Below are 16,092 nucleotides of genomic sequence, written 5' to 3'. Positions count from 1 at the left end.
GGCTTGCCGAGGGGCCGCGAAGTTGACATGCTGCCCCCGCTTTGAATCCGGAGGCGATATGGCCATTTCACGAGAAGTTGTGCTTTTCGAACTGCAGCAGATAGCGGTTCCGGGGGGCGGAAACCTGATCTCGGCCGATCTTGTCCGGGCCCTTACGGTGGATGGCGGGACCGTTCGATTCGTCATCGAGGCCGGTGATCCCGAGATTGCACGCAATCTTGCACCGGTCGAGGCCGAGGCGCAGAGGCGTCTTGCGGCACTGCCCGGCGTCGAGAAGGTCCAGATCGTGACGACCGCGCCGGCCGCCCCGCGCCGGGCTGCGGCGCCGGCGGGTGACGTGGTCGCCCGGTCGGGGCAGGCGGGCGCCGAACCGCCGCCCAGTCTCAAGATCGGACGACATCCGACCCCGCAGGCCGGGCCGGCCCCGGTCAGCGGCGTCGCGCGCATCCTGGCCATCGGTTCGGGCAAGGGTGGCGTGGGGAAATCCACGCTGACCTCGAACCTTGCCGTTGCGCTGGCACGGGCCGGGCGCCGGGTCGGGCTGCTGGATGCCGATATCTATGGTCCCTCGCAGCCGCGGATGCTGGGCCTGACCGGCCAGAAGCCAACCAGCGACGGCCAGATGATCGAGCCGCTTCACGCCCACGGCGTCACCGTCATGTCCCTTGGGCTGATGATGAAAGAGGGCGAGGCTCTGGTCTGGCGCGGTCCGATGCTGATGGGCGCGCTGCAGCAGATGCTGAACCAGGTGAAATGGGGCGAGCTGGACGTGCTGTTGGTGGACCTGCCGCCCGGCACCGGCGACGTGCAACTGTCCTTGTGCCAGAAGGCGCAGGTGACGGGGGCGTTGATCGTCTCGACCCCGCAGGACGTGGCGCTGATCGACGCGCGCCGCGCCATCGACATGTTCAACAAGCTGAAGACCCCTGTTCTGGGTCTGGTCGAAAATATGTCGACCTATATCTGTCCGAATTGCGGACATGAGGCGCATCTTTTCGGACATGGCGGTGTCGCCGCCGAGGCGAAGGAGCTGGGTCTGCCCTTCCTGGGCGAGATCCCCCTGAACCTAGACGTGCGGCTGGCGGGCGATTCAGGCACGCCGATCGCTGCGACCGAGGGCCCGGTGGCGCAGGCCTTTTCCCGACTGGCCGACCGGCTGATCGGCGGCGGCATGGCCTGACCTGGTCAGACCCGCATCCAATCTCAAGGGGGCCGCGTCGCGGCCCCTTTTTTCATGGTCGCGGAGGATCGGGAGAACTTCGGGATTTCATGGGAACGGGTCCCCAGATTCGAATCACCGCAGCGTGACTCGTCGTGAAGTCCCATGTTCGCCCGAGAATCGCGAGGCGCCCGGCGGGCCGTCTTATCGCTTTCGAGGGCCGTGGGCAGGGGGTCCGGCCGCGTTTTTGGGAAATTGTGGGATTTTTGCCCCACCTTTCCTGAACTACCATATGTAGTGGTTTGATCGCGCGAGACTTCCAAACCTTCCGTTCCGAAAGATGAGGTCAGATTCGGTTCGGCCGATGTTCACGGGCAAACTCCCGCTCGCGCCCCGATTGCAGCCAAACAAACCCATTGCGTCCCATGCATTCCCATGTCATCCCTTTCCTCACGGAAACGGGCTCAAGGGGCAACAAGACCCCAAGGCGAAAAGCAGGCTTCATACAGGCACCCGCTTTCCGAAAATGGCCTTTGTGGCGCGCGAGCAGCACCTCCCCCAGGTGGCGCAAACACGAAGGTCGATCCCCGAAACTACGGGGCCCAGAGATGGGAACGAGGGCGGCGGATCGGGCAGTGGCAGCAGCCCGATCCGCCCTTTCCTTTTCCGGCAAACGGAAAAGGGCAGGGACAGTGGGAAGGAGCGCGGACAGTGGCGCGCAGGTTCAGAGGATCCGAAGAGGTCAAGGTCGACGCGAAAGGTCGCGTTTCGATCCCGGCCAAGTTTCGGCGGGTCTTCGAGGCGAGCGATCCCGACTGGTCCGCTGGCAAGCGCCCCCAGCTGGTCATCGTCTACGGCACCCGCGACTGGAAGCACCTGCAGCTGTTCACCATCGAGGCGATGGACGACATCGACGACCAGATCTCGAAACTGGGTCGCGGCAGCGCAGAGCGCAACTTGCTGGAAAACATCTATCACGGCCATGCCGAGGAAACCGAGATCGACGGCGATGGCCGCCTGGTCCTTCCGCAGAAGCTGCGCGAGAAGATCGGGCTTGTCGACAGCGCCTTCTTCATTTCGGCCGGCGACAGCCTGAAGGTGTGGACCCCCGAGAATTACGCCGACGAGGAGCGCCGCATCGAAGGACTGGTCCCGGATTTCGAACCGGGCGCCGATCCCCTGTCGCTGCTTGCCCCGGCCCACAAGGAAGAGGGGTAGGGGATGGCTCACACGGAAGATCCCCATATCCCCGTCCTGCTTGGCCCGCTTCTGCGGGCCGTTGCGCCTGTGTCCGGGACCTGGATCGACGGCACATTCGGCGCGGGCGGCTATGCCCGCGGGTTGCTGGCGCAAGGCGCGGACCGGGTCATCGGCATCGATCGCGATCCTTCGGTCTTTCGCATGGCGGCGGAATGGGCGGGCAGCCACGGCGACCGGCTGCGGCTGGTCGAGGGCACGTTTTCGGACATGGACCGGCTGGCGGGCGAACAGGTGGACGGGGTTGTCCTGGATCTGGGCGTCAGCTCGATGCAGCTTGACCAGGCCGAGCGCGGATTTTCATTTTTGCGCGACGGTCCGCTGGACATGCGCATGGGCGGCGACGGCCCGAGCGCGGCCGATCTGCTGAACACCGCGCCCGAAGCCGTCATCGCGGACGTGCTTTACCTGTACGGTGAAGAGCGTGCCTCGCGCCGCATTGCCCGCGCGATCGTCGCGGCACGCCCGCTGACCCGTACCGGACAGTTGTCCGAAGTCGTCTCATCCTGCCTGCCGCGGCCCAAGCCGGGGCAGAGCCATCCCTCGACCCGCGCCTTCCAGGCGATCCGCATCTGGGTCAATGACGAATTCGGCCAGCTGGTCGCAGGGCTTGCCGCGGCCGAGCGGGTGCTGAAGCCGGGCGGCAAGTTGGCGGTCGTCAGCTTCCATTCGCTTGAGGACCGGATCGTCAAGCGGTTCATGCAGGCGCGGTCGAACAGCGCGGGTGGCGGCAGCCGTCACGCGCCAGAGCTTGTGCAGACAGAGCCCGCCTTCAAGCTGCCCTTCCGTCGCGCCATCGGGCCGGACGAGGCGGAGCTTGCGCAGAATCCGCGTTCACGCTCGGCCTTGCTGCGCGTGGGCATCCGCACCGCAGCCTCCGCGGGCGGGGTTGATCCTGGATCGCTGGGCCTGCCCCGGCTGGATTACAGGGGTTCATGATGCGCTCTGTCCTTTACCTGCTGACGACATTGGTGGTGATGGGACTGGCTTTCTGGGCCTATCGCGAGAATTACAGCACGCAGGCCGCATTGACCGACCTGGGCAAGGCGCAGCACGAGATCGCGACCCTGCGCGAGGATCTGGGCGTGCTGCGCGCCGAGTGGTCCTATCTCAACCGCCCCGATCGCCTGCGCGAGCTGGTGAACCTGAATTTCGAGAAGCTGAAGCTCGTTCCTTTCAGCGCCGACCAGTATGTCGATGTTGGGCAGGTCGCGTTCCCGGTTCCTGTCGCGCCGCAACCTTCCGATCCCGCCGCCGCGCTGGCCGGCGCGGGTCTGGGGACAGGCGCGGTGCCCGTCGAACGCCCTGCCGGTTTCCCGCCGCTCAGACCACAGGAGAGGACGCCATGATCCGCACCCCCCTGCGCCCGCTGGCGCGCATTCTCCGGGCCCGCGAAAAAGGCGAGAATCCAGACGTCATCGAGGCCGAGAACCGCGCCCAGCGTCACGCCGTCATTCAGGACGGCGCGCGCCATCGGGCCGAGGGGCGGCTGTTCATCCTGGCTCTGGCCTTCGTGGGGGCTTTCGGGGTCGTCGGGGTGCGCATGGGTGCGCTCGCCTCGACCCATCCCAGTGAGCCGCAAACCCAGGTGACGGGCGCGCAGATCATGTCGCAGCGGGCGGACATAACCGACCGCTATGGACGCGTTCTTGCGACGAACCTGCTGACCCATTCGCTTTACGCCCATCCCCGTCAGATGGTCGATCCGCAGGGCGCGGCCGAAAAGCTGGCCGCGATCTTTCCCGACCTCGATGTCGAGCGTCTGAGGAAGGATTTCTCGGGCAAGCGCAGCTTCCTGTGGATCAAGAAGAAGATCTCTCCCGAACAGATGCAGGCGGTCCATGACATCGGCGAACCCGGCCTGTTGTTCGGCCCGCGCGAGATGCGGCTATATCCCAACGGGCGCATCGCCAGCCACATCCTTGGCGGCTCGACCTTCGGCAAGGAGGACGTGGCCAGCGCCGAGGTCGTCGGCGTCGCCGGCGTCGAGAAGGCTTTCGACCGCTGGTTGCGCGATCCCGCCAATGATGGTGCACCGCTGACCCTGTCGCTGGACCTGACCGTCCAGTCCGCGATGGAGGACGTGCTTGCCAATGGCATGAAGGTCATGAGTGCCAAGGGCGCGACCGCCGTGCTGATGGAGGTGAAGACGGGCGAGGTCGTGGCACTGGCCAGCCTGCCCGATTTCGACCCGAACGATCGGCCGCGGCCGCTGCTCAAGGGCGACGCGTCGGACAGCCCGCTGTTCAACCGGGCCGTGCAGGGGCAATACGAACTCGGCTCGACGTTCAAGATTTTCCCTGTCGCGCAGGCGCTGGACCTGAAACTGGTCAGCCCGACGACGATGATCAACTCGACCACGCCGATGAAGATCGGGAAGTACCTGATCAACGACTTCCACAGCTATGGCAGCCAGCTTTCGGTGACCGACATCATCGTGAAGTCATCGAACGTCGGGACGGTGCGCATCGCGCAATTGCTGGGCGCAGATCGCCAAAAGGACTTCCTCCAGAAGCTGGGCCTGTTTGAGCCGACGCCGCTGGAGTTGAGCGAGGCGCCGACCGGTCGTCCGCTGGTGCCGCAGCGCTGGCCTGCCGTGACCTCGGCCACCGTGGCATTCGGTCACGGGCTTGCGGCAAGCCCGCTGCATCTTGCGACGGCCTATGCCACCATCGCCAATGGCGGAAAGCGTGTCCGCCCGACGCTGGTTCATGAGCGCCAGCGCCGCGATGGCGAACAGGTCCTGTCCCCAGAGGCCGCCAAGACCGCGCTTGCATTGCTGCGCCAGGTCGTGACCCGCGGCACCGCCCGCTCGGCCAATATCGAGGGCTATGAGGTTGCGGGCAAGACCGGGACCGCCGACAAGCCGCGTCCGACGGGGGGCTATTACCACAACAAGAACGTCTCGACCCTGGCCTCGGTCTTTCCGGTCAGCGATCCGAAATATGTCCTGGTGCTGACGCTGGACGAACCTTCGGCCGGACTTGCCGGCGGCGGCGAAAGCCGGACGGCGGGCATGACCTCTGCACCGGTCGCGGGCGAGATGATCCGCCGCCTTGCCCCTCTGCTGGGGCTGCGCCCGATCACCGAACACCCGCTGCCCATGGTTGAACGGCCTTTGACAGATGGGCTAAAGCTCGTCTCGAACTGAGATACGAGGGTTGCGTGACTGACAGGACGATGCGGCTGTCCCTTCTGGGGCTAAGGGGGGACAAAGGGCGCGACCCCGAGGTGACCGGGATCTCGGTCGATTCCCGGACTGTTCAGCCGGGGCATCTGTTCGCGGCGCTGCCCGGATCGGCCCTGCACGGGGCAGAGTTCATTCAATACGCGCTGCGCCAGGGCGCCGCCGCGGTGCTGACCGATCGCGCCGGGGCCGAAATCGCGGCGCCCGTCCTGTCCGGCACTGATGCCGCGCTGGTCGTGGCCGAGGATCCGCGCGCCGTCCTGGCCGCCGCCGCCGCCTTGTGGTTTGGTCAGCAGCCCGACACCGTCGTGGGCATCACCGGGACTTCGGGCAAGACCTCGGTCGCAACCTTCACCCGGCAGATCTGGCAGGAACTGGGCCACCGCGCCATCAGCCTGGGCACCATGGGCGTGCAGGGCGACTATCAGGCGAAGCTTGCCCATACCACGCCCGACCCCCTGACGCTGCACCGGGTCCTTGCCGAGGCAGCCGCCATTGGTGTCACCCATGCCGCGATGGAGGCGTCTTCCCACGGGTTGGACCAGCGGCGGCTGGACGGGGTGCGACTGAAGGTCGGGGCCTTCACCAATTTCAGCCAGGACCACCTGGATTACCACAAGGACTTCGACGAATATTTCGCGGCCAAGGCGCTGCTCTTCAACCATGTGCTGGACGAGGGCGCGGGCGCAGTCATCAACATCGACGACGCCCGTGGCCGCCAGATGGCCGAGATTGCCCGTGACCGCGGACTGGACCTGACCACAGTGGGCCGCGATGGCGCGGCCGATCTGCGTATCCTGGGCCAGCGCTACGACGCCACCGGTCAGGATCTGCGATTCTCGTTCAAGGGCCAGGCACATCTGGTCCGGCTGGCCCTGATCGGAGGCTTCCAGGCAGAAAACGTGCTGGCCGCCGCAGGGCTTGCCATCGCTGCGGGGGATGAGCCCAGCCGCGTGATCGAGACATTGCCCAGCCTGATCACCGTGCGCGGCCGGATGGAACTGGCCGCAATGCGCGAAAATGGTGCCGCCGTCTTCGTCGATTACAGCCACAAGCCGGGCGCTCTTGCCTCGGCCCTGCAATCGCTGCGCCCGCATGTGATGGGCCGGATCATCGTGGTTTTCGGCGCGGGTGGCGATCGCGACCGGCTGAAGCGCCCGCTGATGGGTGAGGCGGCTCGCGACCATGCTGATCTGGTCTTTGTCACCGACGACAACCCCCGATCCGAGGATCCGGCCGCCATCCGTGCCGAGGTCATGGCCGGGGCGGGGCCTGACGCCATCGAGATTGGCGACCGGGCCGAGGCAATCCTGCGCGGCGTCGATGCCCTGCAGCCGGGTGACGCGCTGCTGATCGCAGGCAAGGGACACGAGACCGGCCAGATCATCGGCAGCGACATTTATCCCTTTGACGATGCCGAGCAGGCCTCGGTGGCCGTCGCGGCGCTGGATGGCAAGATATGACCCTTTGGACCTCGCAGGATGCCGCCGCCGCGACCGGTGGCCGCGTCACCCGTGATTTCGCGATCGGTGGCGTCTCGATCGATACCCGCACCATCCAGCCGGGGGACCTGTTCATTGCCCTGCAAGCGGCGCGGGACGGGCATGATTTCGTGGCGCAGGCGCTGGCCAAAGGCGCCGCCGCGGCGCTGGTCAGCCGTGTTCCCGAAGATGTGGCAGAGGATGCAGCCCTGCTGGTCGTCCCCGATGTCCTGGTCGCGCTTGAGGCGCTGGGCCGTGCGGGCCGCGCGCGGATGTCGGGCAAGGTGATCGCGATCACAGGATCGGTCGGCAAGACCTCGACCAAGGAAATGGCGCGTGTCGCGCTTGCCGGGCAGGGCAATATCCATGCTGCCGAAGCCAGCTACAACAACCATTGGGGAGTACCGCTGACGCTGGCGCGGATGCCGGCCGACACGGATTTCGCGATCATCGAGATCGGCATGAACCATCCGGGCGAGATCGAGCCGCTGGCGCGGCTGGCCCGCCCACATGTCGCCATGATCACCACCGTCGCCGCCGCCCATCTTGAGGCCTTTGGTGCGATCGAGGGGATCGCGCGCGAGAAGGGCGCGATTTTTCGCGGCCTGATCCAGCCGGGCACCGCCGTCATCCCCGAGGATCTGGCGGTGACGCCCTTGCTGCGTGATTGCGCCGACGAATCGGGCGCGATCGTGGTCGGATTCGGCCAGCAGGGCGTGGCGCGGCCGCTGAAAGCCGAGACTGCCGACGGCGCGACCCACGTGCGTGCGCGCATCCTGGGCGAGACGGTGGATTTCGATCTTGCCACGGCGGGAACGCATTTCGTGATGAACGCGGTTGGCGTTCTTGCCGCGCTGGCGGCGGCGGGCGCCGATGTCGCGGCGGCTGGAAAGGCGTTGTCTGCTTGGCAGCCCCCCTTGGGCCGCGGCGCGGTTGAGGAACTGGGCGGCATCCGCCTGATCGACGACGCCTATAATTCGAACCCGACCTCGCTTTCGGCGGGACTGGCAACGCTGGTCCGCCTGACCGGGGGCCGCCGTGTCGCGATCCTGGGCGACATGCTGGAACTTGGCCCCGAAGAAATCGAAATGCACCGCACCATGGCCGAGGACGCGGCCATGGCTGAGATCGATCTTGTTCATACCGCCGGGCCCCTGATGAAGGCGCTGCATGACGCGCTTCCCCCCACGCGGCGCGGCCAGCATGCCGAAAACGCCGCCGACCTTGCCGCACGGGTCGGCGATCTGGTCGCCGCCGGCGATATCGTGCTCGTGAAGGGGTCGAAATCGTCGAAAGTGTCAGCAGTGGTTGACGCCCTGCGCCGGACACGGCAAAGCACGCCGCCTGGCGAAAGGAAAGAGTAATGCTCTATTGGCTCGCGACGCTCTCCGACGGCGGGGATTTTTTCAACCTTTTCAGGTATATCACGTTTCGGGCCGGTGGGGCCTTCTTTACGGCGCTGATCTTCGGCTTTATGTTCGGTCGCCCGCTGATCGACCTTTTGCGGCGCAAGCAGAAAAAGGGCCAGCCGATCCGCGATGACGGACCGCAGAATCACTTCTCGAAGGCAGGAACCCCGACGATGGGGGGGCTGCTGATCTTGGCCGCCCTGGTCGTGGGCACGCTGCTTTGGGCGCGCCTCGACAATGGCTATGTCTGGATTGTTCTGGCTGTGACGCTGGGCTTTGCGGCGATCGGCTTTGCCGACGATTATGCCAAGGTGACCAAGCAGCACCATGCGGGCCTGTCGGGTCGCGTGCGTTTGCTGATCGGGCTGTGCATCTCGGCAGGGGCGGCGGCGGCGGCGGCATACATGCATCCCGCCGCGCTCAGCGGTCAGCTTGCATTGCCCTTCATGAAGGACGCGCTGATCAATCTGGGCCTGCTCTACATTCCCTTTTCGGTCCTCGTGATTCTGGGCGCGGCCAATGCGGTGAACCTGACGGACGGGCTGGACGGGCTTGCCATCATGCCGGTCATGATCGCCGCAGCGACTTTCGCGGTCATCGCCTACATGGTCGGGAACGCGAATTTCGCCAATTACCTCGGCGTTCACTTCGTCCCCGGCACCGGCGAGCTTGCGGTCTTCGTCGCCGCGCTGATCGGGGGCGGGCTGGGCTTTCTGTGGTATAACGCGCCGCCTGCGGCCGTGTTCATGGGCGATACCGGCTCGCTTGCGCTTGGCGGGGCGCTGGGTGCCATTGCGGTCGTCACCAAGCACGAGATCGTCCTTGCCATCGTCGGCGGCCTTTTCGTGGTCGAGGCGCTTTCGGTCATCATCCAGGTCCTCTACTTCAAGCGCACCGGTCGCCGCGTCTTCCTGATGGCCCCGATCCACCACCATTTCGAAAAGAAGGGCTGGGGCGAGGCGCAGATCGTGATCCGCTTCTGGATCATCGCGCTGGTGCTGGCCCTGATCGGTCTCGCGACGCTGAAGCTGCGCTGATCCCGTCGCCGTTTTCCAAATACCCTCGGGGGGTCCGGGGGGCGAAGCGCCCCCGGCCTCTCATCGCGAAGGAAAAAGCATGATCCCGGTTCAGGGTGTCGAAAACCAGACCATCGCAGTCCTCGGCCTTGGCCGGTCGGGGCGGGCCACCGCGGCCGCGCTTGCGGCGGGCGGGGCGAATGTCGTCGTCTGGGACGACGGCGTCGATACGCGTGAACAGGCGGCTGCCGAAGGCATGACCGTCCTTGACCTGACCCGCGACCAAAGCTGGGAAGGGGTCTCGGCCCTGATTACCAGCCCGGGCATCCCGCACCTTTATCCCCGTCCCCATCCTGTCATCGCCAAGGCCTATGAGCTTGGCGTGCCGGTCGACAACGATATCGGGCTGTTCTTCCGCAGCTTTGCGACGCGTGACTGGGACCAGTTCGATACCGCACCGCGCGTGATCGCTATCACCGGGTCGAACGGCAAGTCGACGACCACCGCCCTGATCCATCACATCCTGAAAGAGGCGGGCCGTCCGACCCAGATCGGCGGCAATATCGGAACCGGCGTGCTGTCGCTGGAACCCGCCCATGATGGCGAGGTGATCGTGCTTGAGCTTTCCAGCTATCAGACCGATCTGGCCCGCGCGCTGACCCCCGACATCGCGGTCTTCACCAATCTTTCGCCCGATCACCTGGACCGTCATGGCGGCCCCGGCGGCTATTTCGCTGCCAAGCGCCGGCTGTTCGCCGAAGGCGGGCCGGATCGAGCCGTGATCGGCGTTGACGAGGCCGAGGGGCGATATCTTGCGAACCAGCTGGGCATGGGACCGGCGGACGATCGGGTGATCCGGGTTTCCTCGGGTCAGAAGCTGGAAGGCTTCGGCTGGTCGGTCTTTGCCCGCAAGGGGTTCCTGTCGGAATATCGCAAGGGCCGTCAGGTCGCCTCGATCGACCTGCGCGAAGTGACGGGCCTGCCAGGCGAGCACAACCACCAGAACGCCTGTGCCGCCTATGCGGCCGCCCGTTCGGTCGGGATCGCCCCGCGCGAGATCGAGCGCGCCTTCCACTGCTTCGCTGGCCTGCCGCATCGCAGTCAGACCGTGGCCGAGATCGGCGGCGTGCGCTGGGTCAATGACAGCAAGGCCACCAATGTCGACGCCGCGGCCAAGGCGCTGAATGCCTTTACCAACATCCGGTGGATTGCGGGGGGCATGGGCAAGGAAGGCGGGATCGAGGCGCTGGGGCCGCATCTGGGCCAGGTGGTTAAGGCCTACCTGATCGGCCACTCGGCCCGCGATTTCGCCTTGCAGATCGGCCAGACCCCCTATGAGATCGCCGAAACGATGGAGCAGGCGGTCGCCCGCGCCCGAGAAGAGGCGCAGCCGGGTGACACCGTCCTGCTGGCACCCGCCGCAGCCAGCTTTGACCAGTATCCGAATTTCGAGAAGCGGGGCGAGCATTTCACCCAGCTGGTCAATGCGCTGAAGGACTGACGCGACAGCTTCAAGCACAAAGAAAAAAAGGCCCCGCATCGCGGGGCCTTTGTCGTTCGGTTGCGCTGGCTCAGAAGTTGTAGCCGATGCGCATCCCGATGCCCCAAAGGTCGTTGCCCGACATCTTGGCGCGTTTCTCGTCCGGGGTTCCGGTTTCGGCATAGGCATCGCCCAGCTTCATGTAGCTGATGCCGGTGGTGATCTTGATCTGGTCCATCGTGTAGATCGCGGCCACCGTCACGCCCTTGCGTCCGTTCGTCGGCGCCAGCGGGGACACCAGGTCGTCGGTTTCCGGCTCATATGTGATCGAGGCGGTGCCCGACCAGTTCTCGGTGAACTTGCGGCCGATGCCGATGGTATAGGTCGTCGTGTCCTCAAGCTCGACCAGGCCGTCCTCAACGCCGAAGCCGCCGGGCGGGGCCGAGACCAGGACCTGCGGATCGACCTTGAATTCGGACCATTTCACCCAGCGGATCGAGCCGTAAAGCAGCGTGTCCGCGGCCACGCCGGTCTGACCTTCAAGCACCCAGGAACGCGGCGTCTTGACCGTAGTGCTGCTGTCCACATCGATCGGGGGCAGCGCACCGGCGATGCCGGGATGCGTCTCGGTCGTGTCGAAATCATGTTCGATCGGAGAGTTGTAGGTCAGCGAGATGCGCGCCGCGATATCGGGGACTTCATAGGATGCACCCGCGACCCAGCCCACGCCCCAGGCGCCGTCCAGATCGACGTTGTAGCCGGACAGAGGGCCATAGGCGAGGCCCTGCAATGTCACATTGCCGTCCGCATGAGAGCCGCGCAGACCACCATGGACCGAGAAGTTGTTCTCGAACTTGTAGCGCAGCAGTGCGGTATAAGTCGTCGAGTTCACCTCGACCGCGGTTCCGCCCAGCATCAGCGAACCCGAGGGATCATACAGGATGTCCGCGCCGAAGGGCTGCTCCATGATGAAGGCGCCCGACAGGTTGTCGGTGAACTGCTGCTTGTAGGCCAGGCCCATGAAGCCATAGCCCTGCGCAACGTCGCCCGTCTTGCTGCCGCCATAGATGTCGAGATCGCGGCCCGAGACATCCGGGGTCACACCGCCGAAGCTGAGTTCCAGATATTTGCCCTGTTCGAACAGCACCGCGATCGATTGCGGCGCGCGCTCGATGCCTCCGGCCAGGACTGGTGCGGCGCTGGTCAGCAACAGGGCCAGCCCGGTCATCGTCTTTTTCATGTTTTCCTCCCATTCGTGGCCCAAAGGCCTGAGCCGAGCTTTTGGCCGCGGTGACGCCCCCGTCAATCGTATGGCCTGACTGACGCGACGTCGAAAGGGGCGTTCAATCATTAGGCGTGTCGGTGCGACCACTCTACAACAGCCGCGATCCTCGCGCGGTTCGCGACGGCCCACGATTCCACCGTGTTTGCGCTGGACATTCCTGCGTCTCCGTGAAATGGGAAACTGCCAAACGAACCCCTGACAAGGATGCTCCCATGCAGATTCGTGAGGCTTTGACCTTCGACGATGTTCTTCTCGTACCTGCGGCATCCTCGGTGATGCCCTCGACGGCGGATGTGACCACTTGGGTCACAAAGCAGATCCGGATGAACATTCCCCTGCTCTCCAGCGCCATGGACACCGTCACCGAGAGCCGCATGGCGATCGCGATGGCCCAGGCGGGCGGGATCGGTGTGATCCACCGCAATTTGACCGCCGAACAGCAGGCGGACGAAGTTCGCCGCGTGAAGCGGTTCGAATCCGGCATCGTCTATGATCCGGTCACGCTGCGCCCCGACCAGACCATCGCCGACGCCAAGGCGCTGCAAGAGCGCTATAACGTCACCGGCTTTCCGGTGGTGGATGACGAGGGCCGCGTCGTTGGCATCATCACCAACCGCGACATGCGCTTTGCCAGCGACGACCGCACCCCGGTTCGTGCGGTGATGACGGCGCAGGATCTTGCCATCCTGCACGAGCCCGCTGATCGGGCACAGGCGATCAACCTGATGAAGGAACGCCGGATCGAGAAGCTGCTGATCACCAATGGTCAGGGCAAACTGACCGGTCTGCTGACCCTGAAGGATACCGAGAAATCCGTCCTGAACCCGCTGGCCTGCAAGGACGAATTGGGCCGCCTGCGCGTCGCCGCGGCCTCGACCGTGGGCGACGAGGGTTATGAGCGCAGCCTTGCGCTGGTCGAAGCCGGGGTCGACATGGTGGTGATCGACACCGCGCATGGCCATTCCGAGGGCGTGGCCCGTGCCGTGAGCCGGATCAAGGCGCATTCGAACGAAGTCCAGGTCGTCGCCGGCAACGTCGCCACCGCAGAGGCCGCGCGCGCGCTGGTCGATGCCGGTGCCGATGCGATCAAGGTGGGGATCGGCCCCGGCTCGATCTGCACGACCCGCATCGTCGCGGGCGTCGGCGTGCCGCAGCTGACCGCGATCATGGACGCGGTCCGGGGCGCGGGCGACATCCCGGTCATCGCGGATGGCGGCATCAAGTTCTCGGGCGACTTCGCCAAGGCCATCGCCGCCGGCGCAAGCTGCGCGATGGTCGGTTCGGCCATCGCGGGTACCGACGAAAGCCCCGGCGAGGTGATCCTGTACCAGGGCCGGTCCTTCAAGTCCTATCGCGGCATGGGCAGCCTGGGTGCCATGGCGCGCGGTTCGGCCGACCGCTATTTCCAGAAGGATGCAGCCTCGGACAAGCTGGTCCCCGAGGGGATCGAGGGTCAGGTGCCCTACAAGGGCACGGCCTCGGCGGTAATCCACCAGCTGGTCGGCGGTCTGCGCGCGGCAATGGGCTATACGGGCAACGCCACCGTGGCCGAGATGCGGGGCGGTTGCGAATTCGTCCGCATCACCGGCGCGGGCCTGAAGGAAAGCCATGTCCACGACGTGCAGATCACGCGTGAAAGCCCGAACTACCGCATGGGCTGAATCGGGCAGGGCGGCCCTGCGCCGCCCGCCTTTCGACTGTGGCAACGGAATCTTAAGCCCGGTCCGGTATCCAGACGCGATATCGCCGCTGCCGGGATTCCATGTCTGCCTTGCGTCGCCCCGCCGTTCTGCTGATCCTTGGCCTTCTTTGGGCCGGCCGCGCACTTGGCCAGCCCGGTGCCGAGGTTTGCGAATGGGCGGCGGCGCAGGCGGCCCGCGAAACCGGCGTGCCCGCCGACATCCTGGGCGCGCTGACCCTGACCGAGACGGGCCGGCGTCTTGATGGCGTGGTCCGGCCCTGGGCCTGGAGCGCCAATGCCGAAGGTGAAGGGACGTGGTTCGACGATCCCGGCAGCGCCATCGCCTTTGCCGAGGATCGGATCAGGTCGGGGCGCAGCAATCTTGATATCGGGTGCTTCCAGCTGAACTATCGCTGGCATGGCGCGCAATTCGCCTCGGTCGCGCAGATGTTCGATCCGCTTGAGAATGCGCGCTATGCCGCCCGCTTCGTCAGCGACCTCTACCGAGAGACGGGCGACTGGCGGCGGGCCGCGGGTGCGTTCCATTCGCGCACCGCGGTTTATGCCGACCGCTATCTTGCGCGGTTCGACACGTTGCGCGCGACGCTGAAGGAACGCGGGTTCCAGGGCATGACCGGCACGCCCGAAACCTATAACAGCTTCGCCTCGGTCGCGGCGGACAGCCGCCAGCGCGTCCGCCAGCGGCTGATGTTGCTGGGCGCGCCGCCCGGAACCGCGGTGACGGGGACCCCCGGGTCTTTGGCCGCGATCGGTGCCGGGCGGGGCAGTGCGATCACAGCGGCGCGCGGGCCGCTGGTTCCGCTGCACGGGGGCGGACCGCTGTTCGATGATCCGACCCTGCCGCCCCCGCCGGATAACGAGGGGTCATAACTTGACATCGCCCGGCAGAGTGACTTTCTGGGCAAAACCTTTCCAGCCCGCGAATTGCCATGACTCCCGCCGCCCGCGCACAGGCCGCCATCACCGTTCTCGATCAGGTCCTGTCGGGCGAAGCGGCCGAGGCTGCGCTGATTCGCTGGGCAAGGAACAGCCGTTTCGCCGGGTCCGGTGACCGCGCGGCGGTGCGTGACATAGTTTTCGATGCGCTGCGGCGGATGCGTTCGCGTGCGGCACTGGGCGGCGCGCTGAGCGGGCGGGGCCTGATCCTTGGCATGTGCCGCGACGAAGGCACCGATCCCGCCCAAGTCTTTACCGGCGCGCCTTATGCACCCGCCATGCTTGAACCGGCGGAAGTTCAAAGCCAGCGCGCGTCCAGCCCGGCCGAGGCGATGGACCTGCCGGACTGGATGCAGCCGCTTTGGCGGGACGCCCTGGGGGAAACGGCTGCGGATGTCGCTGCCGCGATGCGGGTCCGTGCCCCGGTCTGGCTGCGGGCGAACACGCTTCGCGCGAGCCCTGACGAGGCGCTGGCCGCGCTGGAGCGGGATGGAATCGTTGCCCGCCCGTCTGCGAAGCTGGCAAGCGCGCTGGAGGTAATCGAGGGCGCGCGCCGCGTCTCGGCCTCGGGCGCCTATGCCGATGGGCTGGTCGAGCTTCAGGATCTGTCGCCGCAACTGGCCTGCGCGGCGCTGCCGCGGGTCGGATCGGCGCTGGATTATTGCGCGGGCGGCGGCGGCAAGGCGCTGGCGTTGGCGGCCGCCGGTGTCACCCGCATCGTCGCCCATGATGTCGAAGCTTCGCGCATGGCGGACCTGCCCGGCCGTGCCAAGCGCGCCGGGGCGCGCCTGCGCATTGCCGCGCCCGGTCGCGTCGAGGGGAAATTCGATCTGGTCCTGACCGACGTGCCCTGTTCCGGCAGCGGGACGTGGCGGCGGACACCAGACGCGAAATGGCGGTTGGACCGTGCCGGTCTGGACCGGCTGGTCGCGCTGCAGGCCCGGATCATGGACGAAGCTGCCGCCTTCGTCGCCCCGGGCGGGCATCTGGCCTATATGACCTGCTCGGTCTTCGAACAGGAAAACGCAGAACAGGTCGCGACCTTCCGCGAGCGCAGCGATTTCGAGCCTGTCAGTGAGCTTCGGCTGACGCCGCTGAACGCCTCGGACGGGTTCTATCTTGCGCTGATGCGCCGGCGTTAACCCGCGATTAACCGACTGCGGATACTGACTTCCCATGC

13 protein-coding genes are annotated in these 16,092 nt (G+C 66.0%); 12 read left to right on the top strand and 1 reads right to left on the bottom strand.

The window, feature by feature from the left end; translation table 11 throughout:
- Positions 1–58: 58 nt before the first annotated feature.
- The 9 genes from RM190_RS16515 to murD all read left to right on the top strand — a co-directional run bounded on the left by RM190_RS16515 (position 59) and on the right by murD (position 11,010).
- Positions 59–1,180: an Mrp/NBP35 family ATP-binding protein gene (locus RM190_RS16515; protein WP_311760565.1), complete on the top strand. Its 1,122-nt coding sequence runs from the start codon at positions 59–61 to the stop codon at positions 1,178–1,180.
- Positions 1,181–1,870: 690 nt separating this feature from the next.
- On the top strand, positions 1,871–2,377 hold the full coding sequence (mraZ, locus tag RM190_RS16510; RefSeq protein WP_311760564.1) for a division/cell wall cluster transcriptional repressor MraZ: 507 nt from the start codon (positions 1,871–1,873) through the stop codon (positions 2,375–2,377).
- A 3-nt stretch (positions 2,378–2,380) separates the two neighbouring features.
- Entirely contained in the window at positions 2,381–3,355 is a 975-nt protein-coding gene (gene rsmH, locus RM190_RS16505; RefSeq protein ID WP_311760563.1) for a 16S rRNA (cytosine(1402)-N(4))-methyltransferase RsmH, read from the top strand.
- Complete coding sequence (gene ftsL, locus RM190_RS16500; RefSeq protein WP_311760694.1) at positions 3,355–3,765, top strand: cell division protein FtsL; 411 nt, start codon at positions 3,355–3,357, stop codon at positions 3,763–3,765. The genes rsmH and ftsL overlap by 1 nt, the downstream gene beginning before the upstream one ends.
- Positions 3,762–5,567, top strand: a complete 1,806-nt coding sequence (locus tag RM190_RS16495; RefSeq protein ID WP_311760562.1) for a peptidoglycan D,D-transpeptidase FtsI family protein — start codon at positions 3,762–3,764, stop codon at positions 5,565–5,567. The genes ftsL and RM190_RS16495 overlap by 4 nt, the downstream gene beginning before the upstream one ends.
- A 29-nt stretch (positions 5,568–5,596) precedes the next feature.
- Positions 5,597–7,066, top strand: coding sequence for a UDP-N-acetylmuramoyl-L-alanyl-D-glutamate--2,6-diaminopimelate ligase (locus RM190_RS16490; RefSeq protein WP_311760693.1), 1,470 nt, complete (start codon positions 5,597–5,599; stop codon positions 7,064–7,066).
- The gene (locus RM190_RS16485; protein ID WP_311760561.1) at positions 7,063–8,448 is read left to right on the top strand and encodes a UDP-N-acetylmuramoyl-tripeptide--D-alanyl-D-alanine ligase; all 1,386 of its coding nucleotides are present in this window, start codon (positions 7,063–7,065) and stop codon (positions 8,446–8,448) included. The genes RM190_RS16490 and RM190_RS16485 overlap by 4 nt, the downstream gene beginning before the upstream one ends.
- Positions 8,448–9,530, top strand: coding sequence for a phospho-N-acetylmuramoyl-pentapeptide-transferase (gene mraY / locus RM190_RS16480; protein WP_311760560.1), 1,083 nt, complete (start codon positions 8,448–8,450; stop codon positions 9,528–9,530). Before RM190_RS16485 ends, mraY begins: the two co-directional genes overlap by 1 nt.
- A 79-nt stretch (positions 9,531–9,609) precedes the next feature.
- Positions 9,610–11,010: a UDP-N-acetylmuramoyl-L-alanine--D-glutamate ligase gene (gene murD, locus RM190_RS16475; RefSeq protein ID WP_311760559.1), complete on the top strand. Its 1,401-nt coding sequence runs from the start codon at positions 9,610–9,612 to the stop codon at positions 11,008–11,010.
- Between the two features lie 70 nt (positions 11,011–11,080).
- Here the strand turns inward: murD and RM190_RS16470 are convergent, their stop codons facing one another.
- Positions 11,081–12,229 (bottom strand): OmpP1/FadL family transporter, encoded by a 1,149-nt coding sequence (locus tag RM190_RS16470; RefSeq protein WP_311760558.1) that lies wholly within the window; start codon positions 12,227–12,229, stop codon positions 11,081–11,083.
- Positions 12,230–12,486: 257 nt separating this feature from the next.
- On the opposite strand from RM190_RS16470, the gene guaB reads away from it, so the two are divergent.
- From guaB to RM190_RS16455, 3 genes are all read left to right on the top strand, one after another.
- The gene (guaB, locus tag RM190_RS16465; protein WP_311760557.1) at positions 12,487–13,935 is read left to right on the top strand and encodes an IMP dehydrogenase; all 1,449 of its coding nucleotides are present in this window, start codon (positions 12,487–12,489) and stop codon (positions 13,933–13,935) included.
- A gap of 101 nt (positions 13,936–14,036) precedes the next feature.
- Positions 14,037–14,846 carry a hypothetical protein gene (locus tag RM190_RS16460; RefSeq protein ID WP_311760556.1) on the top strand — a complete coding sequence of 270 codons (810 nt, stop codon included), beginning with the start codon at positions 14,037–14,039 and terminating at the stop codon, positions 14,844–14,846.
- A 59-nt stretch (positions 14,847–14,905) separates the two neighbouring features.
- Positions 14,906–16,054: an RsmB/NOP family class I SAM-dependent RNA methyltransferase gene (locus RM190_RS16455; protein ID WP_311760555.1), complete on the top strand. Its 1,149-nt coding sequence runs from the start codon at positions 14,906–14,908 to the stop codon at positions 16,052–16,054.
- The last annotated feature ends 38 nt before the right edge of the window (positions 16,055–16,092 follow it).

It is taken from the genome of Paracoccus broussonetiae, assembly GCF_031854425.1.
GTDB lineage: Bacteria > Pseudomonadota > Alphaproteobacteria > Rhodobacterales > Rhodobacteraceae > Paracoccus > Paracoccus broussonetiae.
This window is presented reverse-complemented; position numbering and strand designations above follow the sequence as displayed.